Origin of the sequence: Vibrio ponticus (assembly GCF_009938225.1) — a bacterium.
Lineage (GTDB): Bacteria > Pseudomonadota > Gammaproteobacteria > Enterobacterales > Vibrionaceae > Vibrio > Vibrio ponticus.
In genome coordinates, this window is sequence record NZ_AP019657.1 from 2,910,317 (window position 1) to 2,934,456 (window position 24,140).

Genomic DNA, 24,140 nt, shown 5'->3' on the forward strand with positions numbered 1-24,140 from the left:
TTGAACTGCGCCTTAGAGGAAGAATGGACTCGGCTGGAAGAGTGTCTCTACATCAGGGACATACTTCTTATCGACCAAGAACATTACCACGTGGTCATCTTGTTCGATAACCGTTCTGTCGTGGGCAATCAGTACTTCTTCACCACGCACAATCGCACCAATGGTGGTGCCTGGTGGCAGTTTAATATCGCCAATCGCGCGACCGACCACTTTCGAGGTGCTCTCATCACCGTGGGCAATCGCTTCGATTGCTTCTGCAGCGCCGCGGCGCAGCGAAGATACGTTAACAATATCAGCACGACGCACGTGAGTGAGTAGGGCAGAGATGGTGGCTTGCTGCGGCGAGATTGCCACATCGATAACCCCACCTTGTACCAAGTCGACGTAAGCACCACGTTGGATCAGCACCATTACCTTCTTCGCACCCATACGTTTGGCAAGCATGGCTGACATGATGTTGGTTTCATCTTCGTTTGTCAGCGCAATGAATACATCCACTTGGTCGATGTTTTCTTCGGTCAGTAGCTCTTGGTCTGCGGCATCACCACAGAATACGATGGTGTTTTCCAACTCTTCTGAGAGGCGCTCAGCACGCTGGTAATTGCGCTCAATCAGCTTGACGCTGTAGTTCTGTTCAAGGCGTTTAGCCAAGCTGGCACCGATGTTACCACCCCCAACAATCATGATGCGGCGGTATGGCTTTTCAAGGCGTTGCAATTCACTCATCACGGAGCGAATGTGGTTACTCGCAGCAACGAAGAACACTTCATCGTCCGCTTCAATAATGGTGGTGCCTTGTGGACGAATAGGACGACCTTGACGGAATATCGCTGCGACACGGGTATCAATGTGCGGCATGTGCTCACGCAGAGCGGAGAGTGCATTACCCACTAATGGACCGCCATAGTAGGCTTTAACCGCAACTAAGCTAACCTTTTGCTCGGCAAAGCTGACTACTTGCAGGGCGCCTGGGTATTGGATCAGACGTTCAATGTAACTCGTGACGAGTTCTTCAGGAGCGATAAGGTGGTCAACGGGAACCGCGCCAGATTGGAATAGCGCTTCTTTTTCAGCAAGGTATTGAGGGGAACGAATACGAGCAATTCGATTGGGCGTGTTAAACAGAGAAAACGCCACTTGGCAGGCTGCCATGTTGGTTTCATCGGTGTTGGTCACCGCGACCAGCATATCGGCATCTTGCGCCCCTGCTTCGCGCAGTACATCTGGGTGACTTGCATGACCATTTACAACACGTAAATCATATTTATCTTGCAGTTCACGCAGTCGGTCACTGTCTTTATCGACGATGGTGATATCGTTATTTTCACCAACAAGGTTTTCTGCCAAAGTACCGCCAACCTGACCTGCGCCAAGAATGATGATCTTCATATTCTTATCTCATTTTGTTACTGAAATACCCATAAGGCTATTGTGGTTAATATATATTAACTCTGACCTACTAGGTATAGTTCGTATTCCAATGCCTTGAAAATAAAAGTGAAACCTACAAAGAATAAGTTTCACTTTTATGACAGAACTAGGCTTTTTTGGTCATTACTGCGTAGTAGAAACCATCCATATCGTCTTCACCTGGAAGGATTTGACGACCAGGGTTGTCGCTCTCTGAGCCTTGCAGCTGTGCATCTTTAGTGCGCTCAAGGAAAGCTTTCACCTGTAGTTTGTTCTCTTGCGGGGTGATAGAGCAAGTTGCGTAAACTAAGGTTCCGCCTGGTTTTAGTTGTTGCCACATCGCATCAATGATTTCACTTTGCAGTTCAGCCAATGCGTCGATGTCGTCAGCGCGACGTAGCCACTTGATGTCTGGGTGACGACGAATGACACCCGTTGCCGAACATGGTGCATCCAATAGAATGCGATCGAACTGTTCGCCGTGCCACCAATCTTGTGGTTTGCGTGCGTCGCCACAAATCACTTCTGCTTGAAGATTAAGGCGCTTAAGGTTGTCGTGCACACGTTTTAGACGTGAGTCATCACAGTCGATTGCGACCACTTGTGCATCTTTGGTGCGCTCAAGAATATGTGCCGTTTTACCACCTGGTGCAGCGCAGCAATCTAGAATCAGTTCGCCATCTTGCGGGGTTAGGTAATCAAGTGACAACTGAGCCGCGGCATCTTGGACCGATACCCAGCCTTTTTCAAAACCTGGCAGCTTAGTGACATCACAAGGCGCAGCAAGTTTCAGAGCGTCAGCCGCTTGTGGATGAAGGCTAGTTTCGATGCCTTCTTTATCGAGTAGCGCTTGGTATTCATCACGGCTATGGTGCTGGTGGTTCACACGTAGCCACATTGGCGCTTTGCTGTTGTTTGCTTCAACAATGTCTTGCCATTGCTCTGGATACGCTTGTTGTAGCAGTTTCAGTAACCAACTTGGGTGACCGTATTTGCCTGCGTTGTGGCTAACGGCTTGCTCATCCAATTGCTCTTGATTGCGTTGGTAGTTACGTAATACCGCATTGATTAAGCCACGTAGGCGCGGACCTTTAAGATCTTTGGTGCCCTCAACGGTTTCGCCAACCGCTGCGTGAGCAGGAATACGCATAAAGCTCAGCTGGTAAATACCTACAAGGATTAGGTGATGGAAGACACGTTGTTTGCCTTTTAGCGGCTTGTCCATCAACTCATTGGCGATAGATTCTAAGCGAGGCAAGTAACGCAGCGCACCGTAGCAAATCTCTTGTAATAGAGCATGGTCACGAGGTCGAATCTGCTGTTGAGCCGCAGGAAGGGCGTTAGAGAGTGATTGACCTTTGTCGACAACTTGGAAAAGGACATTAGCTGCCGCAGCGCGAACATTCATGTTGAATACCTTAAAGTAAAGGAGGGCATCTCTGCCCTCAAAAAGTTCTTATATACCTACCTGTTGCTCGGTAGGTATTGTCACCAATGCGCGGATTGCGTATTGGTTGCGGTTTGAATTAAGCCAGTTGGCTACCCACTTCAAACCAAGCCGCACGTGAGTTCAGAATATCTTGAACTGACATGGCTTTTTTACCTGGTACTTGCAGTTGCTCTAGCACCAATACGCCATTGCCTGTTGCCACATAGATGCCTGATTTATCCGCTTGGATAATCGTACCCGCAGGTTTATTGCTACTTTGCTCTGTAACACGGCTTTGCCATACTTTGATGCTGTTTTCAGCGACTTCAAAGTGGCTCATTGGCCATGGGTTAAAAGCACGCACACAGCGTTCAATGTGCGCCGCGTCGTCATTCCAGTCAATGCGCGCTTCTTCTTTGCTTAGTTTTTTCGCGTAGTTCGCCAACTCGTCATCTTGCTTAACTGGCACGGCTTTCCCGGTTGCGATGTCGGTTAAACACTCAACCAATGCAACAGGACCAAGTTCAGCGAGTTTTTCGTACATTGATGCACTGGTGTCGCTTGCTTCGATTGGTAGCGTCGCGATTTTTAGCATATCACCAGTATCAAGACCGATGTCCATCTGCATAATGGTCACGCCGGTTTCGGCATCACCCGCCCAAATTGAACGTTGGATAGGTGCAGCGCCACGCCAGCGTGGAAGAATCGATCCGTGTACGTTAATACAACCCAGTTTAGGTGTATCCAGTACGACTTGTGGTAGCAGTAGACCGTATGCCACCACAACCATGATGTCAGCATTGAGCTCCGCTAATTCTTGCTTAGCTTCGTCTGACTTAAAGTTTTCTGGTTGGTATACCGGAATGTTGTGCTCAACCGCGATCTGTTTTACCGCGCTCGCAGTCAATTTCTTACCACGACCCGCTGGGCGATCTGGCTGCGTGTAGACAGCAATAACTTCGTGCTCCGAAGACAACAACGCCGCCAAATGACGGGCGGCGAAGTCCGGAGTACCTGCAAATACAATACGTAAAGGCTTGCTCAAGGTACCTTCCTTCTTACTAATTCTGTCGCGACTTAACGTTGCTTGTCGTTAAAGCGTTTGATTTTCGCTAGCTTGTCTTGAATACGCTTACGCTTTAGTGGCGATAGGTAATCAACGAATAGCTTGCCTTCTAGGTGATCCAGTTCGTGTTGAACACAAATCGCTAGTAGGTCATCCGCTTCGAAAGTGTATTCTTCACCGTCGCGGTTTAGTGCTTTAACGGTCACTTCTGCTGCGCGTGGCACAAGAGCGCGAGCACCAGGAACTGAAAGACACCCTTCTTCAATGCCATCTTCGCCGCGTTTCTCTAGAATTTCAGGGTTAATAAGCACCATTGGCTCATTACGGTTTTCTGAAATATCGATAACCACGATACGCTGGTGAACATCAACTTGCGTTGCCGCAAGACCGATACCTTCTTCGTCGTACATGGTTTCAATCATGTCGTCGACGATCTTTTGAATTTCTGGAGTCACAGCTTCTACTGGCTTAGCCACAGTGCGAAGGCGATCATCTGGGAATGTTAATACTTGTAATACAGACATATTCACTCGAAATATTGATTTGTGCCGAATCGAGATTACCTCGTTGGCTCAATTCTAGACATTTTAGACCTCAAATGACAGCATCAATACGCTTTTTGAGGTGCTTTTCTGTCGATAAAGTAACCACCTTTGTTGTCAGGTTTATTAACGAATCAATACAAGGAGTGGGTTATGCATTGGCGATACACTAAGCTTCTTTTGCTGGTTACACTGCTGTTTTCGCAGCTCCCAAGCTATGCTCAGCAAGCGCCTGAGGTTAAAACGACAGTTAAATTAATCCCCAAAATTCGTCCTCTCGATGCAAATCAAACTGTGCTGCTAACTGAGTCGGCTGCCGATAGCTTGGCATTGGTGCTCTCATCACAACAGTTGCGAGACGCTGCGCGGGTGATTGGACTTAACCATGGTAAGCATTACATCACTGACCAAGATCGGCTATTTATTACTGGCGCGCAGAGCCAAACTCGCTGGGGAATCTATCATCCCACCCAAAGCTACTCACAAGATGAGTCAGAATTCGTCCAGCTAAAAGTGGTCGCATGGGCTGAGTTGCAAGAGAGCGGGGAAAAGATGTCGCGTTTGCAGATCACTCGTTTACTACAAGAAGTGCGGGCTGATGATATTGCGCTACCGATAGAGTGGAGTGAGCGTCGTGACTGAACAAGCATTGCGAGCTTGGTTAACGCTCTATTTCACGCCAAGATTAGGGGGAAAAGGGCTACAAAAATTGCTCGCCAAAGCGAGCCCCAATGAACTGCTTGGTTGGGATGGCGCACAACTGCAAGCGGCAGGGCTCTCTAACGCGCAAGTCGCTTTTATTCAGCAAGCCAGTCATGACTATATTGAGCAGTGCTTACGTTGGCGAGATGAAGCACCTCATCACCATATCATTACTCTTGATGACCCACGTTATCCACCGTTATTAGCGCAGGTGCCTGTGCCGCCGCCACTGTTGTTTGTTAAAGGTGAACTTGCCAGCTTGAGTTTGCCGCAAATCGCGATCGTCGGCAGTCGCCACGCCACGATTGATGGTTTGCAGAGCGCTAAGAATTTTGCGCGTGCCATGGCGGATCAGGGTTTGATAGTAACTAGCGGTTTAGCGCTGGGTGTCGATGGTCATGCTCACGATGGTGCGCTGCAAGGCGGTGGTAAAACTGTGGCGGTATTAGGTTGTGGGCTCAACACCATCTATCCGGCGCGGCATAAACAATTAGCAATGCGAATTGAGCAACAAGGTGCGTTGGTTTCGGAGTTTCATCCCAACATCTTGCCCAAAGGCGCCAATTTTCCCCGTCGCAATCGTATTATCAGCGGTTTGTCACTGGGGGTGTTGGTGGTGGAAGCAACCGAGCGAAGCGGTTCTTTAATCACTGCTCGTTATGCCGCTGAGCAAGGGCGTGACGTGTTTGCTTTGCCTGGCTCGATACATACACCCCAAGCCAAGGGTTGCAATCAGTTGATCAAGCAAGGAGCAGCGTTAATCCAAACCGTTGATGACATCGTAAATGAAATAGAGCACCTGCTACTGTGGTCTAATAATTATCAGGCTAGATTAGACGTTGATGACGTGATTGAAAAAGAAGCGAAAGAACAATTGCCATTTGCCGATCTTCTAGCTAACGTAGGCAAAGAAGTAACACCAGTTGATATTCTGGCACAAAGGACCAATATTCCTGTGCAAGAAGTCATGATGCAGCTGTTAGAGCTCGAGCTCTTAGGGCATGTTGTTGCGGTTTCCGGTGGCTATATTCGAAAGGGGAGGGGCTAGCTATGATGATGGATATTCTTATGTATCTATTTGAAACTTACATCCATAGTGATGCTGAGTTACAGGTCAATCAAGATGAGCTTGAAGATGAATTGCTTCGAGCGGGTTTTGATCAAAAAGACATTTACAAAGCCCTTGTCTGGTTAGAAGAGTTGGCAGCCTTGCAACAAGGTGAGCTTGATTCAGCGATCTCAGTCAGTGGTGCAACGTCGACGCGTATTTATACCGCGCGTGAGATGGACCGCTTAGATCTTGAGTGTCGTGGCTTCTTGATGTTCTTGGAGCAAGTAAGTGTGCTAACCACAGAAACTCGTGAGATGGTGATTGATCGAGTGATGGGTTTAGAGACCGATGAGTTTGAACTCGAAGATCTCAAATGGATTGTGTTAATGGTGCTATTTAATGTGCCAGGCAATGAAAACGCCTATACGCTTATGGAAGAGCTGTTGTATACCAAAGAACAAGGTATTCTTCACTAACTTAAGCAGAACGCACCTATTTATATGAGTAGTAAAATCGACCAACAACTGTTTTCTGCCCATGAACACGCCCTCGAACACCAAGCTTGTCCTAAATGTCAGGAACAGCAGCGTGAGGGCGAGTTGCATTTGCGCCACGGCAAACATGGTCCCTTTTTAGGTTGTAGCCTCTACCCTGAGTGCGACTACATTAAGCCGCTGCACCAAAACGATGGTCATATCATCAAAGAGCTTGGTGTGCCTTGTCCACAATGTGGCAATGAATTGGTGCTGCGCCAAGGTCGCTACGGGATGTTTATCGGCTGCAGTCACTACCCAGAGTGTCATCACATTGAATCTCTGGAGCACAATGAACAGCCAGAGCAGAATGCGCAGATTGCTTGCCCTGAGTGCAGCAAAGGTCACCTGGTTGAGCGTAAAACACGCTTTGGTAAGCTGTTTTACGCCTGTGATAACTATCCGAAATGCAAATTTGCCGTTAATCAGCCACCTGTGGCTGGCAAATGTCAGGCATGCGGCTTTCCGCTGTTAGTGGAAAAGAAGCTCGCCAGCGGAAATAGATTGCAGTGTGCCGACCGGAAATGCCAGCACACCCAAACAGACAGCTGATGCTTCGTTATGATACATAGTAAAAAAGCGACGGTTTAACGTCGCTTTTTAATAGATGTTGATAAGGTACTGGCTAGGTTCAGTTAAGCTGAAAATTGTTTAGCAAAATCATGCACGGCAGGAAATGCCTCGCCGTCCAATACCTCGGCTAAGGCACAGAGTCTGCGTTGCAGTTCACCACTGTAGTCACCACTAACGTTGATATGCCCCATTTTGCGTCCCGCACGTTTTTCCTTGCCATACCAGTGAATGTGGCAGCCTGGCATTGATAGCAGTTCTGCCGGTAAAGTATCTTCACCGAGGATGTTGATCATCGCTGTCTCACGCACCAGTTTGGTGCTACCTAATGGTAGACCGCAGACTGCGCGTAGATGGTTTTCAAATTGGCAAGTTTCGGCGCCTTGCTGGGTCCAGTGACCTGAGTTATGTACTCGCGGAGCAATCTCGTTGACTAATAGTTGACCATCAAGGTCAAAAAACTCCAGCGCCAATACACCCACGTAATCTAAGCTGCCTGCCACAGCGGCAAACATTTGCTGCGCTTGTTCTTGCAGCGCTTGATCGGCGATCGCAGTGGAAAGACTCAATACACCATTGGTGTGAACGTTTTCAGCCAATGGGTAGACCGCAATCGAACCATCTTTACCACGAGCCCCAACTAATGATACTTCACGTTGGAAAGGCACAAACTGCTCAGCCACAATGGCTTGGTTATCGCTGCTTGCGATGCAATCTGCCATTTGTAGCCAGATAGTCTCGATATCTGCGGCATCTTTTAAACGCCACTGTCCCTTGCCGTCGTAGCCACCAAGTGCACTTTTCAGCACCATCGGAATGCCGACATGTTCGATAGCGTGGGTAAAATCTTCACGAGTGTTAATCACCGCATACTTAGCGTTACGTACCCCAGCATTATCCAAGAGTGCTTTTTCAATACGGCGATCGCCGCCAGCTTTGATCGCGGCCGTTGAAGGGAGAAACTTACCGCTTTGCTCACATAGGTCGAGAATATGATGCGGGATATGCTCAAACTCAGCAGTGATCACATCGGCGTTGGCAATTGCGTTGTCTAAGCCGCTGCCAAGTACAGTTTGCGTTAATGGATGAACAATATTGCCGTTACTGACATCGTAAGCCGACAATTCGATATTCAGTGGTGCGCCAGCCAGTGACATCATTCGCGCCAACTGACCTGAGCCTAAAGCCAAAACGTGCATGGATTAATCCTCTGCTGGGTTTGAGTTTGCTAGTACAGTTTCGGTTTGCTCGTTACGGAAAGCTTCTACTTTCGCCATTACTTCATCATCATGAGTGCCGATGATTTGTGCTGCGAGAATACCGGCGTTGGCAGCGCCGGCTTCACCAATTGCCAGTGTACCGACTGCAATGCCTTTTGGCATTTGCACGATTGATAACAGTGAATCCATGCCTTTTAGTGCGCGAGATTGCACCGGTACGCCTAGCACTGGCAAGCTAGTAAAGGCTGCCGTCATTCCCGGCAAGTGGGCGGCGCCGCCAGCGCCAGCGATAATGACTTTAATGCCACGCTCTTTTGCGCTGGTGGCGTATTCTGCTAGCAGTTGAGGGGTTCGGTGCGCAGAAACCACTTTGGTTTCATAGCTCACGCCAAATGTGTCGAGCATTTCTGCTGCAAGTTTCATGGTTGGCCAATCCGATTTTGAACCCATGATAATACCGACTTTCATCTCACACTCCTTCAAGCTGCTACTGGGGAATACCAAGTTAATTTGTGCGCATTATACGAGTATTTTTAGCGCAAGCAAACGTTTGCGCGGGGTAAAAATCGAATTGACACATTTAATAAATAAATTGCTTTAGTCAGCGCGGCAGATTGTTAGTAAACTGAACAAAAATGTTAACATACCATTCCAACTAGACGTCGCAGTGTGATGAACTCAGGAAAAGCTCGCTTCATAGCACACGATAGAAATGCTTTTTTTGCGCTTCGCTTTGCGTCGTTTCGGTATCGAAATTAGAAAGGAAACTTGAGTGGATAACTTTGAGCAAGCGCTGAATGCATTGCAGCAAGGTGAAGTGATTGCCTATCCAACCGAAGGTGTATTCGGTGTTGGCTGTGATCCCGATAGCCCGCAAGCGATTGAAAAACTATTGACCTTAAAGCAGCGTCCGGTTGAAAAAGGATTGATTCTGATTGCGGCGAGCTATGAGCAGTTATTGCCGTATATTGATGAGTCACAGCTGACAGAAGAACAATTGCAAACGGTAAAAGCGTCTTGGCCAGGTCCTTATACTTGGATTATGCCGGCAAGTGATAAGGTCTCTGATTGGGTCTCGGGTCAGTTTGATTCGATCGCAGTCCGAGTGACCGATCACCCATTGGTACAAAAAATCTGCCTAGCGTTTGGTAAACCGCTGACTTCTACTAGCGCCAACCTTTCCGGTTTACCACCGTGCATGACGACAGAAGAAGTTGAAGCGCAACTTGGTGACCAGTTAGTTGCCATTTTGCGTGGTGAAACCAGCGGACGTGATAAACCGAGTGAAATTCGTGACGCAAAAACATTAAAAGTGCTAAGACAAGGATAAGAACAAAGGAAGCTAAGATGCCAACTTCAATCGATAAACACGCAGTAAAACAGTTCTTAATGGCGCTACAAGATCAAATTTGTACCCAGTTAGAAAACGCTGATGGTAAAGCTAGCTTTGAAGAAGATGCTTGGCAACGTCAGCCTGGTGAACGTTTGGCTGGTGGTGGTCGAACTCGTGTGATGACCAATGGTGCAGTGTTTGAACAAGGTGGGGTGAACTTTTCTCACGTCAGTGGGCAAGAGATGCCTGCATCAGCGACCGCACATCGACCAGAGTTGGCAGGACGCAGTTTTGAAGCGATGGGGGTCTCCTTAGTGATGCACCCTCATAACCCTTATGTACCGACATCCCATGCGAATGTGCGCTTTTTTATTGCTGAGAAAGAGGGGGAAGCGCCTATTTGGTGGTTCGGTGGTGGCTTTGACCTTACGCCTTTTTACCCATTTGAGGAAGATTGCGTTTATTGGCACCACACGGCGAAAGAAATCTGCGCACCTTTTGGTGATGAGGTTTATGCCGAGCATAAGGCGTGGTGCGATAAGTACTTCTATTTACCACACCGCAATGAGACCCGTGGTATCGGTGGTTTGTTCTTCGATGATCTTAACCAGTGGGAGTTTGAAAAGTGCTTTGCCTACATCAAAGCCGTCGGTGAGGGTTACACACAAGCCTATTTGCCGATTGTTGAGCGTCGCAAAACCACTTCTTACGGTGTAAGAGAAAGACAATTCCAGCTTTATCGTCGTGGGCGCTACGTTGAATTCAACCTCGTATTCGACCGCGGTACTTTATTTGGCTTACAAAGTGGTGGGCGTACCGAATCCATTTTGATGTCAATGCCACCAATGGCACGCTGGGAATATGGATACCAGCCTGAACCGGGCTCTGCGGAAGCACAATTGTATCAGCACTTCCTCAAGCCAAGAGAGTGGTAACAAGGTATAGATAATGATAGGGTCATAATATGACCCTATTTTGTTTCTGGTAATAAGGATATGACTCAGCAAATTGATCGCTACGTTGTTTTTGGCAATCCCATTGGACACAGTAAGTCGCCATTTATTCACACCCTGTTTGCCCGTCAAACCAATCAGCCTCTGAGCTATACCGCCGAACTTGCACCTGTCGATGGTTTTAAACAAGCCGCTGAGTTGTTTTTCGCTCAAGGTGGTCGTGGTTGTAATATCACGATTCCATTCAAAGAAGATGCGTATCAATTTGCAGATCGACTCACTGCTCGTGCTGAGTTAGCTGGAGCGGTCAATACCCTGAAGAAGCTTGATGATGGCATTATTCTAGGTGACACGACTGATGGTGCTGGCTTGGTATTGGATTTACAAAACTACCAAGTGCCAATTACTGATGCGCGCATTCTAATCATTGGTGCGGGTGGTGCGGCGAGGGGGGTCATTCAATCATTATTAGAGTTAAAGCCTCAGCAAATCGTGATTACCAACCGAACCTTTAGTAAAGCTGAACTGCTTGCCAATATGTTTGCCGAGTTAGGTCCGATTCATGCCCTGGCGATGGACCAAGTTCAAGACGGGTTTGATCTGGTGATCAACTCAACGTCTGCTAGCTTAAGTGGCGAATTACCACAGGTCTCTCCTGCCATCTTTACCTCAACGACCATTGCTTATGACATGATGTATGGTCGAGGTAAGACGGCGTTTAACCAATGGGCGCTAGAACAAGGCGTTGCTCAGGCGTATGACGGATTAGGTATGCTGGTTGGTCAAGCCGCAGAGAGTTTTATGTTGTGGCGAGGTTTAAGACCAGGTACAAAACAAATCTTACGCGAATTACGCAAAAACTTAGAAGGTATGTGATGAATCAATCGATTCTATTTCCAGATATTCAAGACTGGGATGATGCACTGAATGGGGTGAAGTTTCCTGCTCAACAAGCAGGGGCATTAATTGAATGTGTGGCATCACTAGAGTATTTGAGCTCTCTGGCGAGCGAACCTCTGACAACTGCCCAACAAGCTTTAGCGGTTTTTGAACAAAATCGCTTTGAAATCGAAGAGCTTGCTGAACAGCTAATAGAAGAGGAAGAGTATAACGCTGCAGGCTTAATTGAACTTACGGCGTAATATTCTCGACTTGATGTAGGTAGTCTTCTTTATTCTGTACATAGTTATTGGCAGATTTAAGCAAAAAGGCTCGTTCTTCTTCTTTTAATGGACGTGCTTGCTTCACTGGGCTACCTACATAAAGAAAGCCACTTTCTAATCTTTTTCCGGGCGGGACTAAACTGCCTGCACCAATCATCACCTCTTCTTCTATAACCGCACCATCTAGCACAATCGCGCCCATACCGACTAAAACGCGATCTTTGATAATACAGCCATGCAGCATTACCTTATGCCCGATAGTGACATCATTACCAATGATCAGCGGATAGCCTGATGGGTTTTGCGCATTTTTGTGGGTGACATGTAAAACTGAGCCATCTTGAATATTGGTGCGTTCACCGATCGTTATGTGGTTTACATCGCCGCGAGCTGCGACCAGTGGCCAAATACTAGAATCATCGCCAATGGTGATATCACCGACTAAAACTGAACTACTATCTATATAGACGCGTTGACCAATCGATGGTGCAATGCCTTTATAGCTGCGTAATGAACTCATTTTTGCTCCTGAATAGATGTTTCAAGCCTAATATAGCCGTGATTTTGCCAAGAAGAGTTGAAGAAATAGGCGTTTGTGACTATAAAATGCCCAAATGATAAAAAAATCAAAAAAAAGTACAAAAAGGGCTTGCCAATGTGACGGCGATCTCTATAATGCCACCTCGTTGACACGGCAAAGCTTCGAAAGAAACGGTAACCGAGTTGACAGGGTCACTTAGCGAAGTGAAACGCTTGAAAAAAAGTTTGAAAAAAGTGGTTGACACTAAACTTTATCTCGCTAAAATGACCGCCTCTTCCGAAGTGATGTGAGTCACAAAGAAGAAAGCTCTTTAACAATATAAACCTATCAATCTGTGTGGGCACTCGTTGATGATAATCCAATTAGAAGCTTCGGCTTCAAATTTGATTTCAATGAACTGAGTGACCAATTAAGACTTCGGTCTTAGCACAGTCAATTCATTATCGTTCTGTTGGAACGATAATAGCTTTAAAATTACATTAGTAGTTTTGAAGTCAGTATTCATTGAGTCACCAAAATCTTAAATTGAAGAGTTTGATCATGGCTCAGATTGAACGCTGGCGGCAGGCCTAACACATGCAAGTCGAGCGGCAGCGACAACATTGAACCTTCGGGGATTTGTTGGGCGGCGAGCGGCGGACGGGTGAGTAATGCCTAGGAAATTGCCCTGATGTGGGGGATAACCATTGGAAACGATGGCTAATACCGCATGATGCCTACCAACCAAAGAGGGGGACCTTCAGGCCTCTCGCGTCAGGATATGCCTAGGTGGGATTAGCTAGTTGGTGAGGTAAGGGCTCACCAAGGCGACGATCCCCTGCTGGTCTGAGAGGATGATCAGCCACACTGGAACTGAGACACGGTCCAGACTCCTACGGGAGGCAGCAGTGGGGAATATTGCACAATGGGCGCAAGCCTGATGCAGCCATGCCGCGTGTATGAAGAAGGCCTTCGGGTTGTAAAGTACTTTCAGTAGGGAGGAAGGTTCATGCGTTAATAGCGTATGGATTTGACGTTACCTACAGAAGAAGCACCGGCTAACTCCGTGCCAGCAACCGCGGTAATACGGAGGGTGCGAGCGTTAATCGGAATTACTGGGCGTAAAGCGCATGCAGGTGGTTAGTTAAGTCAGATGTGAAAGCCCGGGGCTCAACCTCGGAATTGCATTTGAAACTGGCTGACTAGAGTACTGTAGAGGGGGGTAGAATTTCAGGTGTAGCGGTGAAATGCGTAGAGATCTGAAGGAATACCGGTGGCGAAGGCGGTACCTGGACAGATACTGACACTCAGATGCGAAAGCGTGGGGAGCAAACAGGATTAGATACCCTGGTAGTCCACGCCGTAAACGATGTCTACTTGGAGGTTGTGGTAATTTTGAGCCGTGGCTTTCGGAGCTAACGCGTTAAGTAGACCGCCTGGGGAGTACGGTCGCAAGATTAAAACTCAAATGAATTGACGATTTCGCACAAGCGGTGGAGCATGTGGTTTAATTCGATGCAACGCGAAGAACCTTACCTACTCTTGACATCCATAGAACTTAGCAGAGATGCTTTGGTGCCTTCGGGAACTATGAGACAGGTGCTGCATGGCTGTCGTCAGCTTGTGTTGTGAAATGTTGGGTTAAGTCCCGCAACGAGCGCAACCCTTATCCTTGTTTGCCAGCGAGTAATGTCGGGAACTCCAGGGAGACTGCCGGTGATAAACCGGAGGAAGGTGGGGACGACGTCAAGTCATCATACTCTTACGAGTAGGGCTACACACGTGCTACAATGGCGCATACAGAGGGCTGCCAACCAGCGATGGTGAGCGAATCCCAAAAAGTGCGTCGTAGTCCGGATTGGAGTCTGCAACTCGACTCCATGAAGTCGGAATCGCTAGTAATCGTGGATCAGAATGCCACGGTGAATACGTTCCCGGGCCTTGTACACACCGCCCGTCACACCATGGGAGTGGGCTGCAAAAGAAGTGGGTAGTTTAACCTTCGGGAGGACGCTCACCACTTTGTGGTTCATGACTGGGGTGAAGTCGTAACAAGGTAGCGCTAGGGGAACCTGGCGCTGGATCACCTCCTTATACGATGATTATTGCGATGAGTGTTCACACAGATTGATGGTTTATAAAGTAAAGAGACGAAGAGTTCCCAAACTCTTCAATCCAGTGTCCCGTTCGTCTAGAGGCCTAGGACACCGCCCTTTCACGGCGGTAACAGGGGTTCGACTCCCCTACGGGATACCATTGGGTCGTTAGCTCAGTTGGTAGAGCAGTTGACTTTTAATCAATTGGTCGCAGGTTCGAATCCTGCACGACCCACCATTTCCTTCCACAGGAAATCAAATAATGTGGGCGATTAGCTCAGTTGGGAGAGCACCTGCCTTACAAGCAGGGGGTCACTGGTTCGAGCCCGGTATCGCCCACCACTCTCTAAATGTTTTTGAAGTCAAACTCCAAACCACTGCGGTAAAACGGAAGGTGGTTGGGTTTTTGCCCTCTAAAGAACCTTTAGAAAGTGTTACTTTGATAAAAAGTGGCATCGCTCTTTAACAATTTGGAAAGCTGACAAAACAACAATTTATTGTTGTTTGTAAAGTTCTCAAAGTATTCATTTATGAATACAACTAAAAACACATTCAAGTGTTCTTGGGTTTTGTCTTACTGTTTTAAGTAAACAAAACATATTTGAGTCCGGCAAAATCGAGTCTGCATCATGTATAAAAATTGCAGACAACTTTGGTGATTTGACATCAACTCGAAACTCCTTCGGGTTGTATGGTTAAGTGACTAAGCGTACACGGTGGATGCCTTGGCAGTCAGAGGCGATGAAGGACGTATTAACTTGCGATAAGCCCAGATTAGGCAGTAAAAGCCACTTGAGTCTGGGATTTCCGAATGGGGAAACCCACTAGCATAAGCTAGTATCGCTACGTGAATACATAGCGTAGCGAGGCGAACCGGGGGAACTGAAACATCTAAGTACCCCGAGGAAAAAGAAATCAACCGAGATTCCGAAAGTAGCGGCGAGCGAAATTGGACTAGCCCTTAAGCTTTACACGCGTTAGACGAACGGTCTGGAAAGTCCGACGATACAGGGTGATAGTCCCGTAGTTGACGATGTGTGTTCAGTGAAATCGAGTAGGGCGGGACACGTGTTATCCTGTCTGAATATGGGGGGACCATCCTCCAAGGCTAAATACTACTGACTGACCGATAGTGAACCAGTACCGTGAGGGAAAGGCGAAAAGAACCCCTGTGAGGGGAGTGAAATAGAACCTGAAACCGTGTACGTACAAGCAGTAGGAGCAGGCTTTTGTCCTGTGACTGCGTACCTTTTGTATAATGGGTCAGCGACTTATATTCAGTGGCAAGGTTAACCATCTAGGGGAGCCGTAGGGAAACCGAGTCTTAACTGGGCGTTCAGTCTCTGGATATAGACCCGAAACCAGGTGATCTAGCCATGGGCAGGTTGAAGGTTGAGTAACATCAACTGGAGGACCGAACCGACTAATGTTGAAAAATTAGCGGATGACTTGTGGCTAGGGGTGAAAAGTACCAATCAAACCTGGAGATAGCTGGTTCTCCCCCGAAAGCTATTTAGGTAGCGCCTCGGACGAATACTACTGGGGGTAGAGCACTGTTAAGGCTAGGGGTCATCCCGACTTACCAACCCTTTGCAAACTCCGAATACCAGTAAGTACTATCCGGGAGACACACGGCGGGTGCTAACGTCCGTCGTGGAGAGGGAAACAACCCAGACCGCCGCTAAGGTCCCAAATTATTACTAAGTGGGAAACGATGTGGGAAGGCTTAGACAGCTAGGATGTTGGCTTAGAAGCAGCCATCATTTAAAGAAAGCGTAATAGCTCACTAGTCGAGTCATGCCTGCGCGGAAGATGTAACGGGGCTAAGTAATAAACCGAAGCTGCGGCAATGAAGTTTACTTCATTGGGTAGGGGAGCGTTCTGTAAGCCGTTGAAGGTGTGTTGTAAAGCATGCTGGAGGTATCAGAAGTGCGAATGCTGACATGAGTAACGATAAAGGGGTGAAAAACCTCCTCGCCGGAAGACCAAGGGTTCCTGTCCAACGTTAATCGGGGCAGGGTAAGTCGACCCCTAAGGCGAGTACCGAAAGGCGTAGTCGATGGGAAACGGGTTAATATTCCCGTACTTCTTACAATTGCGATGGGGGACGGAGAAGGCTAGGTGGCCTGGCGACGGTTGTCCAGGTTCAAGTGCGTAGGCTGAAGAATTAGGTAAATCCGGTTCTTCTTAAGGCTGAGACACGACGTCGAGCTACTACGGTAGTGAAGTCATTGATGCCATGCTTCCAGGAAAAGCCTCTAAGCTTCAGATTGTAAGGAATCGTACCCCAAACCGACACAGGTGGTCGGGTAGAGAATACCAAGGCGCTTGAGAGAACTCGGGTGAAGGAACTAGGCAAAATGGTACCGTAACTTCGGGAGAAGGTACGCTCTTGACGGTGAAGTCCCTTGCGGATGGAGCTATTGAGAGTCGCAGATACCAGGTGGCTGCAACTGTTTATTAAAAACACAGCACTGTGCAAAATCGTAAGATGACGTATACGGTGTGACGCCTGCCCGGTGCCGGAAGGTTAATTGATGGGGTTAGACTTCGGTCGAAGCTCTTGATCGAAGCCCCGGTAAACGGCGGTACCGTAACTATAACGGTCCTAAGGTAGCGAAATTCCTTGTCGGGTAAGTTCCGACCTGCACGAATGGCGTAATGATAGTACGCTGTCTCCACCCGAGACTCAGTGAAATTGAAATCGCTGTGAAGATGCAGTGTACCCGCGGCTAGACGGAAAGACCCCGTGAACCTTTACTACAGCTTGGCACTGAACATTGACCCTACATGTGTAGGATAGGTGGGAGGCTTTGAAGCAAGTACGCCAGTATTTGTGGAGCCGTCCTTGAAATACCACCCTTGTAGTGTTGATGTTCTAACGTCGACCCCTAATCGGGGTTACGGACAGTGCCTGGTGGGTAGTTTGACTGGGGCGGTCTCCTCCCAAAGAGTAACGGAGGAGCACGAAGGTGGGCTAATCACGGTTGGACATCGTGAGGTTAGTGCAATGGCATAAGCCCGCTTAACTGCGAGAATGACGGTTCGAGCAGGTGCGAAAGCAGGTCATAGTGATCCGGTGGTTCTGAATGGAAGTAGTATCGCTCAACGGATAAAAGGTACTCCGGGGATAACAGGCTGATACCGCCCAAGAGTTCATATCGACGGCGGTGTTTGGCACCTCGATGTCGGCTCATCACATCCTGGGGTTGAAGTCGGTCCCAAAGGGTATGGCTGTTCGCCATTTAAAGTGGTACGCGAGCTGGGTTTAGAACGTCGTGAGACAGTTCGGTCCCTATCTGCCGTGGGCGTTGGAGAATTGAAAGGGGCTGCTCCTAGTACGAGAGGACCGGAGTGGACGAACCTCTGGTGTTCGGGTTGTGTCGCCAGACGCATTGCCCGGTAGCTAAGTTCGGAATCGATAACCGCTGAAAGCATCTAAGCGGGAAGCGAGCCTTGAGATGAGTTCTCCCTGATACTTTAAGTATCCTAAAGGGTTGTCGGAGACTACGACGTTGATAGGTCAGGTGTGTAAGTGCTGTGAGGCATTGAGCTAACTGATACTAATTGCCCGTGAGGCTTAACCATACAACACCCAAGGGGTTTTGATTGGACTCAAAGAAAGAACAAAACTTGATTGTGTAGAGAACACAAAAACAGCTTTCCAAGTTATTCTCTAGAAATAGAGAGAAAGAATTTGCTTGGCGACCATAGCGTTGCGGACCCACCTGATTCCATGCCGAACTCAGAAGTGAAACGCAATAGCGCCGATGGTAGTGTGGGGCTTCCCCATGTGAGAGTAGGACATCGCCAGGCTTTAATAAAACTGTCAGATTTAATCTGAGAGTAAAACTAGAATTTAGCATCAATAGTGTAAGACTATATTTTAGTAACAATTTGTGGAGAGATGGCTGAGTGGTTGAAAGCACCGGTCTTGAAAACCGGCATACGTTAATAGCGTATCTAGGGTTCAAATCCCTATCTCTCCGCCACATTGAAAAGCCCTGCTAGAAATAGCAGGGCTTTTTCACATTCTGCGAAAATGAAATTGGTGTGTTTGATATCGAAGATATCGTGCTTCGGGAATACGTCGTATCTGTGATAGCTCGTTTCGAGACGCGGCAATCGAAAGCGCTTCCTATCATAGATGTTTCACTTCTATTTCTCTGTGATTTACTTTGTCTCTTCTCTAAACGTTTGTGTACGTCTCTACTTGTTGTTTAACCTCTCTTACAGTCGCTTAGCGCCTTGTTGCTAGGAATAACGACTCTGTCTTAGACTGTTCGCTTCCCCTCGCTACAGAGCTTGCTGGGTGGCTTGCTGTTTATTGGCTTGCTCTCTTTTGTTATCGAAGCTTGGATCTGATTTTATTGAGTTACGTGAGTAAGCTTATCTTGGCAAAGGTGTGCAGATTCTTGTACATCACCATTTGCCGTGTTTTTATTCATCTCCCACCCTGAACTGTTACTAGAATCACACTAACACCAGCGAGCTAGCAAAAGGCTTGCTTCACTGCAATGCGACTTGATCCAGTAATTGCAATTTAATCTGTTGAGACATCAAGGTTTACGGCATTTTATTTTGTACCCTATTATTTACGGGGTTTTTCTACTTATCGCACGACTAACTGTTTCTTTTCTTAATTAAATAAATTCTAATTGAAACTATTAAAGACAACTGGATATGTAAAACTTTCTACTTCGGTTGGAGGTAAAAGCCAGAGTTCGATTTGTCCTTACCAATTAAGCTGTAGTCGTTTGCTACACTGATTGGATGGTCATTACTTTTTACAGCGATTTGCAATTTAAGAGGTCTAGACAAATGCGCGGTGTGATTTCAATTCAAAGTCATGTGGTATACGGCCACGCAGGAAATAGCTCAGCTGTTTTTCCTTTACAGCGTATGGGATTTGAAGTTTTTCCTATCCATACAGTGCAATTTTCCAATCACACCCAATATAAAGAAGGTTGGACTGGTCACGCTTTCCCTGCCTCAGATATTGAAGATCTCACCCAAGGTCTAGAAAACATTGGTGCATTGAAAAAGTGCGACGCGGTTGTAACGGGGTATCAAGGCAGCGTAGAGCAGTGTGAGATGGTCGCGGAGTTGGTTAAGAAAGTAAAAAGCTACAACCCGGCATCTATCTATGTTTGTGATCCGGTTATGGGCGCGCCAGACAAAGGCTGTATTGTTAATGAAGGTATTTCAGAGTACCTATTGAATACACTTATGCCTATGGCGGATGTGATTGTGCCTAACCAATTTGAGCTAAGCCAGTTCGTTGGTATGGAGATCAACAGCTTAAATGACGCTGTCGCAGCGTGTAAAAAGGCCCTAACTTTAGGACCACAAATCGTATTAGTAAAACATCTGTACTCAATCTCAGATGATAAGTTTTCAATGATGCTTGCGTTTGACGACCAGTGCTTTATTGCTCAGCGTCCACAATTAGATTTCGATAAAGCGCTTGTTGGTGTTGGTGATTTGATTTCATCACTGTTTACTGGCGGTCTTTTGAAGGAGTGGTCTGTTGCACGCGCATTTAAGCACTGTAATGAAGCGGCATACGCGGTAGTGAAGAAGACTCATGAATTGGGTGAGTGGGAGCTGCAAACTATTGCTGCTCAAGATGAGATTGTTGAACCGGTTGAGAAATTCGACCTAGGCAAGTGTGTACAAGATAACTCATTCACGTACTACTCAATCTAATCATCTGACTTGTTTAAAATAAAAAACCGTTCATGAGACCTCTCGCTTGTGAACGGTTTTTTGCATCTGGACTTGTTGCACGTATATGGCGAACAAATGGTAATAAAAAAGCCGATACACAGTACCGGCTTGATCATTTTATTTGAGAACTAGCGATTTGCTGCTTTATCTCTTAGCGCTTGTTTTTCTGCTTCAGAGATAAATGCTAGATCGAGACCATTAATTTGTGCACGGCGAATCTGTTCAGCGGTTAGACCGGCTTGAGGCGCTGCAACTTCATATTCATGGGGTAGCTCGATACCTTCCACTGCTGGGTCATCAGTATTGATACACGCCATTACGCCGTGATCAAGGAACTGCTTAAGCGGGTGATTTGCTAGTGACTCTACTGTACTGGTTTGTACGTTAGAGGTTAGGCACGATTCAATACCGATTTTGTGCTCAGCCAAGTAATCCATTAATTTAGGATCGTGGATCGCTTTTACACCATGACCAATACGAGTTGCGCCTAGTTCTTGAATCGCTTGCCACATACTTGCTGCGCCCGCCGCTTCACCAGCGTGCACGGTTACGTTAAGCCCAGCATCTTTCACTTGTGCAAAGTGTTTTACAAACAGCTCACCAGGTTGACCAAGTTCATCGCCTGCAAGGTCGACTGCGACGATTTTATCTTTTTGGGTAAGGATAGCATCAAGCTCTTGTTGGCAAGCGTCAGTACCAAAGGTACGGCTCATAATGCCGATAAGGTTTGCTTTGATACCAAAGTCACGTATACCGGCTTGTACACCGTCAACCACGGCTTCGACTACACCAGCAACAGGAAGGTTGTGTTTCATCGCCATGTAGTATGGAGAAAAGCGGAGTTCAGCGTAGTCAATTTGTGCGTTTAAGGCATCTTCAACGTTTTCGTACGCGACACGGCGGCACGCATCAAGATCACCCAGAACAGCCACACCCCAATCCAGTTTCGATAGGAACGCAACGAGTGAAGGCTCTGCTTCGACAATCTGTACATGAGGAGTAAGTCCTGCAACATCATTTGCAGGCAAGGCAACGCCAAACTTCTGACCCAATTCAAGAATAGTTTGGGTACGGATGTTGCCATCAAGGTGGCGGTGCAGATCGGTGAGGGGCAAATTCTTAGTTATCATTATACTTAGCTCAATTGTGTGATTTTGAGCTAAGTATAAGAATCAAATGCGTGAGTGTCAGCCCAAATTCCGCCCGAATACGACGAATATTGACTACTCTTGCTACATGTTAACTAAATTTGTTGGCCATTCGCTAAATGGCACAGGTCGACTGTATAAGAAACCTTGACCATGCTGACAGCCTAATTGCTTAAGCAGTTCGGCTTGCTCAATGGTCTCGATGCCTTCAGCCACGATATCCACTTTCATGCCTCGGGTCATATTAATAATCGCCGCGACAATAGAGGTATCAAGGTGATCCGGTTGCAGTTTGTTGACAAAAGTGCGGTCTATTTTCAAGCAATCAAATGGCAGTTTATGTAAGTACGCGAGAGAACTATAGCCGGTACCAAAATCATCAATCGCAATTTGAATACCAAGATCGCGAATTGCCTGCATGTTGGTTATTGTCACTGGATCATTATCAACCAAGCGTGATTCTGTAATCTCTAAGGTTAAGTTGCGTGCTGGCAGTTTCGACTGTGCCAAGACTCTGGTTAACTCTTCAACCAGACTTGCTTGAGACAACTGATTAACCGATAAGTTAACATGCAGATGGAAATCTTGATCCCATTTGCCTTGCTCCATGCCTTTGACGGCATCGTAACAAGCTTTGCTTAGAATCATCTCGCCAATCGCCGAGATAAACCCACTTTCTTCTGCAATTGGAATAAATTCTAACGGCGAAACCATCCCTTCCGTTGGTGATATCCAACGCGCTAGGGCTTCAGTGCCAATCACCTTACCCGATTGAATATCAACGATGGGTTGGTAATAAGGAACAAATTCTTCCAGTTCAATGGCCTGCTTTATTTTTGCCAGCATGCGGGTTTTATTGCGCGAAATGTCAGCCATTTCAGGTTTGTAGTGACTGATGGACGCTTTTTCTTGTTTGGCATTGCTTAGAGCAATGCTGCCATTGCGCAGCCATGTGGTCATTGAGTTATCCTCAATATTGGTCACTATGCCTAATGAAACTTGAATGATGATGCTCTCTTGTCCCATTGAGAATGGTGCAGCAAACATTTGCTGAATGCGTCCAGTGGCAAGAGGAATTTGATCTTGTTGGGTTAACTCCGGTAGATAAACGGCAAACTCATCTCCACCAATACGCGCCACCAGAGCCTCGGTGCCAAAAGTGGACTTAAGGCGTTCAGCAATGATCACCAGTAACTGGTCACCACTTAAATGCCCCATACTGTCGTTGATATGGCGGAATTTGTTGATTCCGATAAGAATCAAACAGCCTTCTAGTTTATTCAACTTATCGCAAGTATTAACGAGTCCCTCACGGCTATAAAGCTTCGTCAGTGAGTCGTATAACAGCCGTGTACTGATCTCTTCAAACGACGCTTTGAGCTTGTCGGCCATGTCATTAAACGCATGCACCAGCATTGAGGTTTCGTAAATATTACCTGGCTTTGGTAATTCACTATCCCAATTTCCTTGCGCTAACTGCTTGGCAGCATTGGCTGTTGACGTGATTGGAGTCACGGTGCGGTTAAAGACAATCAGACCTAAAACCATACCAATACCACTGACTAAGAGACCAATCACCCAACTGTTACGCTGGCTTTCAAGCATCGAGCCTAATAGTTCGTGTTCAGAAATCGAGACACCGATGTACCATTCTAGTCCGTTGTCATCTTGATATGGCGTGATTAGATGAAAATAGCGCTCGCCATCCACATAAGTATTAAACAGCAATTCACGTTGTTTCAGTTCATGGTCATTAGCGTAGTTGGCACTGGATTGAATGACAGGGCTAGAGCTCTCAATGCTCAGTAAACGTTGCCCCTTAACGCTCTTGTCGGTACCCCAAGAAATAATGCTGCCACCGGTAGAGTGGGCAACAAGACGATGACCAGCATCAAACAAGTAGATCACGGCTCCGGTGTTTTGTTGTTGCTGGCTGAGGAATGCGTTGAAAGTACTTAGCTTAACATCACTGACAACCACGCCTTGCAATTTGTTTTGGTAGTAAACAGGCTCAGTTGCCGAGAGCGTGACTTCTTGGCGCTCGTCTGCGTTCGCGTAGATTGGTGACCAGCGTGAGTCGACAGTACCAGCATGAGGTTTATACCAAGGGCGGAAACGCGGATCGTAATCTTTGATCACCGAACGAATGTTGTCGCTGATTTGGTGACCTTGATAAATAACCAGCCCACGATGGAGTAGGTTATCTTGCAGCATTAAAGAGAACTCGCCGTCAGACTCTTTACGCAAGCCCACATACTCGCCTGCTTGACCACCGAAGCCAATGTTATCGAGTTGCGATACCCCATTATACAGCTCACTGAATTTACTCAGCATCACCGTCTGCACCGCTGAGATATCGTGCGGCTTGTAGAGTTTATGTAATGCGATGCTATGGCTTAAAGCAAGGCTTGCTTGAAGTGGCTGGTAGAGAAATGTGGTCAGTTCAAGTTCAACATTGTCGCTCAATGCCGTAAGTTGCTTACGGCTTACATCAGTCGCCATCTTCTCGTAGTTGTTATTTTGTACTACGGTCAGCACGACAAATGTGCTAAGCAGTACGAGCAAAAACGGCAAGACCACTGCAGTTCTTAATGTACATTGAGTATTGAGCGACATTAGTAATTGTTCTTTTTAATATGGTGTTCTGTAATTGTATTGATTTTAATCGATAAGG

Annotated in this window: 18 protein-coding genes, 4 tRNA genes and 3 rRNA genes; 16 read left to right on the forward strand and 9 right to left on the reverse strand. The window is 47.0% G+C overall.

What is annotated here, in order from left to right:
• Positions 1 to 12: 12 nt before the first annotated feature.
• The 4 genes from trkA to def form a co-directional block, all read right to left on the reverse strand.
• Positions 13 to 1,389: a Trk system potassium transporter TrkA gene (gene trkA / locus GZN30_RS13135; RefSeq protein WP_075648186.1), complete on the reverse strand. Its 1,377-nt coding sequence runs from the start codon at positions 1,387 to 1,389 to the stop codon at positions 13 to 15.
• Positions 1,390 to 1,537: 148 nt separating this feature from the next.
• Positions 1,538 to 2,818 (reverse strand): 16S rRNA (cytosine(967)-C(5))-methyltransferase RsmB, encoded by a 1,281-nt coding sequence (gene rsmB / locus GZN30_RS13140; protein ID WP_075648187.1) that lies wholly within the window; start codon positions 2,816 to 2,818, stop codon positions 1,538 to 1,540.
• Between the two features lie 118 nt (positions 2,819 to 2,936).
• Positions 2,937 to 3,884, reverse strand: a complete 948-nt coding sequence (fmt, locus tag GZN30_RS13145) for a methionyl-tRNA formyltransferase (protein WP_075648188.1) — start codon at positions 3,882 to 3,884, stop codon at positions 2,937 to 2,939.
• Between the two features lie 32 nt (positions 3,885 to 3,916).
• The gene (gene def / locus GZN30_RS13150; RefSeq protein WP_075648189.1) at positions 3,917 to 4,429 is read right to left on the reverse strand and encodes a peptide deformylase; all 513 of its coding nucleotides are present in this window, start codon (positions 4,427 to 4,429) and stop codon (positions 3,917 to 3,919) included.
• A gap of 171 nt (positions 4,430 to 4,600) precedes the next feature.
• Here def and GZN30_RS13155 point away from each other — a divergent pair, with 171 nt between their 5' ends.
• The 4 genes from GZN30_RS13155 to GZN30_RS13170 are packed head-to-tail and all read left to right on the forward strand — an operon-like array spanning position 4,601 to position 7,285.
• A complete protein-coding gene (locus tag GZN30_RS13155; RefSeq protein WP_075648190.1) occupies positions 4,601 to 5,089 on the forward strand; it encodes a hypothetical protein in 489 nt (162 codons plus the stop codon).
• Positions 5,082 to 6,197, forward strand: a complete 1,116-nt coding sequence (gene dprA, locus GZN30_RS13160) for a DNA-processing protein DprA (protein ID WP_075648191.1) — start codon at positions 5,082 to 5,084, stop codon at positions 6,195 to 6,197. Before GZN30_RS13155 ends, dprA begins: the two co-directional genes overlap by 8 nt.
• A 2-nt stretch (positions 6,198 to 6,199) precedes the next feature.
• Complete coding sequence (locus GZN30_RS13165) at positions 6,200 to 6,676, forward strand: DUF494 family protein (RefSeq protein ID WP_075648192.1); 477 nt, start codon at positions 6,200 to 6,202, stop codon at positions 6,674 to 6,676.
• A 24-nt stretch (positions 6,677 to 6,700) separates the two neighbouring features.
• Complete coding sequence (locus tag GZN30_RS13170) at positions 6,701 to 7,285, forward strand: DNA topoisomerase family protein (RefSeq protein ID WP_075648193.1); 585 nt, start codon at positions 6,701 to 6,703, stop codon at positions 7,283 to 7,285.
• 83 nt (positions 7,286 to 7,368) lie between these two features.
• Here GZN30_RS13170 and GZN30_RS13175 read toward each other — a convergent pair whose 3' ends face one another.
• Together GZN30_RS13175 and purE are read right to left on the reverse strand one after the other, a co-directional pair.
• Complete coding sequence (locus GZN30_RS13175) at positions 7,369 to 8,502, reverse strand: 5-(carboxyamino)imidazole ribonucleotide synthase (RefSeq protein ID WP_075648194.1); 1,134 nt, start codon at positions 8,500 to 8,502, stop codon at positions 7,369 to 7,371.
• Positions 8,503 to 8,505: 3 nt separating this feature from the next.
• The gene (gene purE / locus GZN30_RS13180) at positions 8,506 to 8,991 is read right to left on the reverse strand and encodes a 5-(carboxyamino)imidazole ribonucleotide mutase (protein ID WP_075648195.1); all 486 of its coding nucleotides are present in this window, start codon (positions 8,989 to 8,991) and stop codon (positions 8,506 to 8,508) included.
• Positions 8,992 to 9,295: 304 nt separating this feature from the next.
• On the opposite strand from purE, the gene GZN30_RS13185 reads away from it, so the two are divergent.
• Genes GZN30_RS13185 through GZN30_RS13200 form a run of 4 tightly spaced genes read left to right on the forward strand, consistent with a single transcriptional unit; the run spans position 9,296 to position 11,951 of the window.
• The gene (locus GZN30_RS13185; RefSeq protein ID WP_075648196.1) at positions 9,296 to 9,853 is read left to right on the forward strand and encodes an L-threonylcarbamoyladenylate synthase; all 558 of its coding nucleotides are present in this window, start codon (positions 9,296 to 9,298) and stop codon (positions 9,851 to 9,853) included.
• Between the two features lie 17 nt (positions 9,854 to 9,870).
• Positions 9,871 to 10,791: an oxygen-dependent coproporphyrinogen oxidase gene (gene hemF / locus GZN30_RS13190; RefSeq protein WP_075648197.1), complete on the forward strand. Its 921-nt coding sequence runs from the start codon at positions 9,871 to 9,873 to the stop codon at positions 10,789 to 10,791.
• 60 nt (positions 10,792 to 10,851) lie between these two features.
• The gene (aroE, locus tag GZN30_RS13195) at positions 10,852 to 11,685 is read left to right on the forward strand and encodes a shikimate dehydrogenase (RefSeq protein WP_075648198.1); all 834 of its coding nucleotides are present in this window, start codon (positions 10,852 to 10,854) and stop codon (positions 11,683 to 11,685) included.
• A complete protein-coding gene (locus GZN30_RS13200) occupies positions 11,685 to 11,951 on the forward strand; it encodes a DUF1488 family protein (protein ID WP_075648199.1) in 267 nt (88 codons plus the stop codon). Before aroE ends, GZN30_RS13200 begins: the two co-directional genes overlap by 1 nt.
• On the opposite strand, the gene GZN30_RS13205 is transcribed toward GZN30_RS13200, so the two are convergent.
• Positions 11,941 to 12,492 (reverse strand): gamma carbonic anhydrase family protein, encoded by a 552-nt coding sequence (locus GZN30_RS13205; RefSeq protein ID WP_075648200.1) that lies wholly within the window; start codon positions 12,490 to 12,492, stop codon positions 11,941 to 11,943. The two genes, GZN30_RS13200 and GZN30_RS13205, sit on opposite strands and share 11 nt — an antisense overlap.
• Positions 12,493 to 13,035: 543 nt before the next feature.
• Between GZN30_RS13205 and GZN30_RS13210 the strand changes: the two genes are divergently transcribed.
• The 8 genes from GZN30_RS13210 (at position 13,036) to pdxY (ending at position 20,297) form a co-directional block, all read left to right on the forward strand.
• Positions 13,036 to 14,586, forward strand: a 16S ribosomal RNA gene (locus GZN30_RS13210).
• An 86-nt stretch (positions 14,587 to 14,672) separates the two neighbouring features.
• Positions 14,673 to 14,748, forward strand: a tRNA-Glu gene (locus GZN30_RS13215).
• A gap of 2 nt (positions 14,749 to 14,750) precedes the next feature.
• A tRNA-Lys gene (locus tag GZN30_RS13220) sits at positions 14,751 to 14,826 on the forward strand.
• 28 nt (positions 14,827 to 14,854) lie between these two features.
• Positions 14,855 to 14,930, forward strand: a tRNA-Val gene (locus GZN30_RS13225).
• 351 nt (positions 14,931 to 15,281) lie between these two features.
• Positions 15,282 to 18,176 (forward strand): 23S ribosomal RNA (locus GZN30_RS13230).
• A 112-nt stretch (positions 18,177 to 18,288) separates the two neighbouring features.
• Positions 18,289 to 18,404, forward strand: a 5S ribosomal RNA gene (gene rrf / locus GZN30_RS13235).
• Together the 16S, 23S and 5S rRNA genes with 4 tRNA genes alongside form the textbook arrangement of a ribosomal RNA operon.
• Before the next feature lie 85 nt (positions 18,405 to 18,489).
• Positions 18,490 to 18,580, forward strand: a tRNA-Ser gene (locus tag GZN30_RS13240).
• An 829-nt stretch (positions 18,581 to 19,409) separates the two neighbouring features.
• Positions 19,410 to 20,297, forward strand: coding sequence for a pyridoxal kinase PdxY (gene pdxY / locus GZN30_RS13245; RefSeq protein WP_075651974.1), 888 nt, complete (start codon positions 19,410 to 19,412; stop codon positions 20,295 to 20,297).
• A 149-nt stretch (positions 20,298 to 20,446) separates the two neighbouring features.
• On the opposite strand, the gene add is transcribed toward pdxY, so the two are convergent.
• On the reverse strand, positions 20,447 to 21,448 hold the full coding sequence (add, locus tag GZN30_RS13250) for an adenosine deaminase (protein WP_075651976.1): 1,002 nt from the start codon (positions 21,446 to 21,448) through the stop codon (positions 20,447 to 20,449).
• 102 nt (positions 21,449 to 21,550) lie between these two features.
• Positions 21,551 to 24,082, reverse strand: a complete 2,532-nt coding sequence (gepA, locus tag GZN30_RS13255) for a phosphodiesterase GepA (protein WP_075651978.1) — start codon at positions 24,080 to 24,082, stop codon at positions 21,551 to 21,553.
• Positions 24,083 to 24,140: the final 58 nt, after the last annotated feature.

Excerpts from the sequence above, each read along its gene's own strand:
- trkA (WP_075648186.1), bottom strand. The coding sequence starts at position 1,389 with ATGAAGATCATCATTCTTGGCGCAGGTCAGGTTGGCGGTACTTTGGCA.
- rsmB (WP_075648187.1), bottom strand. The coding sequence starts at position 2,818 with ATGAATGTTCGCGCTGCGGCAGCTAATGTCCTTTTCCAAGTTGTCGAC.
- def (WP_075648189.1), bottom strand. The coding sequence starts at position 4,429 with ATGTCTGTATTACAAGTATTAACATTCCCAGATGATCGCCTTCGCACT.
- GZN30_RS13155 (WP_075648190.1), top strand. The coding sequence starts at position 4,601 with ATGCATTGGCGATACACTAAGCTTCTTTTGCTGGTTACACTGCTGTTT.
- GZN30_RS13165 (WP_075648192.1), top strand. The coding sequence starts at position 6,200 with ATGATGATGGATATTCTTATGTATCTATTTGAAACTTACATCCATAGT.
- GZN30_RS13170 (WP_075648193.1), top strand. The coding sequence starts at position 6,701 with ATGAGTAGTAAAATCGACCAACAACTGTTTTCTGCCCATGAACACGCC.
- GZN30_RS13175 (WP_075648194.1), bottom strand. The coding sequence starts at position 8,502 with ATGCACGTTTTGGCTTTAGGCTCAGGTCAGTTGGCGCGAATGATGTCA.
- purE (WP_075648195.1), bottom strand. The coding sequence starts at position 8,991 with ATGAAAGTCGGTATTATCATGGGTTCAAAATCGGATTGGCCAACCATG.
- hemF (WP_075648197.1), top strand. The coding sequence starts at position 9,871 with ATGCCAACTTCAATCGATAAACACGCAGTAAAACAGTTCTTAATGGCG.
- aroE (WP_075648198.1), top strand. The coding sequence starts at position 10,852 with ATGACTCAGCAAATTGATCGCTACGTTGTTTTTGGCAATCCCATTGGA.
- GZN30_RS13200 (WP_075648199.1), top strand. The coding sequence starts at position 11,685 with ATGAATCAATCGATTCTATTTCCAGATATTCAAGACTGGGATGATGCA.
- GZN30_RS13205 (WP_075648200.1), bottom strand. The coding sequence starts at position 12,492 with ATGAGTTCATTACGCAGCTATAAAGGCATTGCACCATCGATTGGTCAA.
- pdxY (WP_075651974.1), top strand. The coding sequence starts at position 19,410 with ATGCGCGGTGTGATTTCAATTCAAAGTCATGTGGTATACGGCCACGCA.
- add (WP_075651976.1), bottom strand. The coding sequence starts at position 21,448 with ATGATAACTAAGAATTTGCCCCTCACCGATCTGCACCGCCACCTTGAT.
- gepA (WP_075651978.1), bottom strand. The coding sequence starts at position 24,082 with ATGTCGCTCAATACTCAATGTACATTAAGAACTGCAGTGGTCTTGCCG.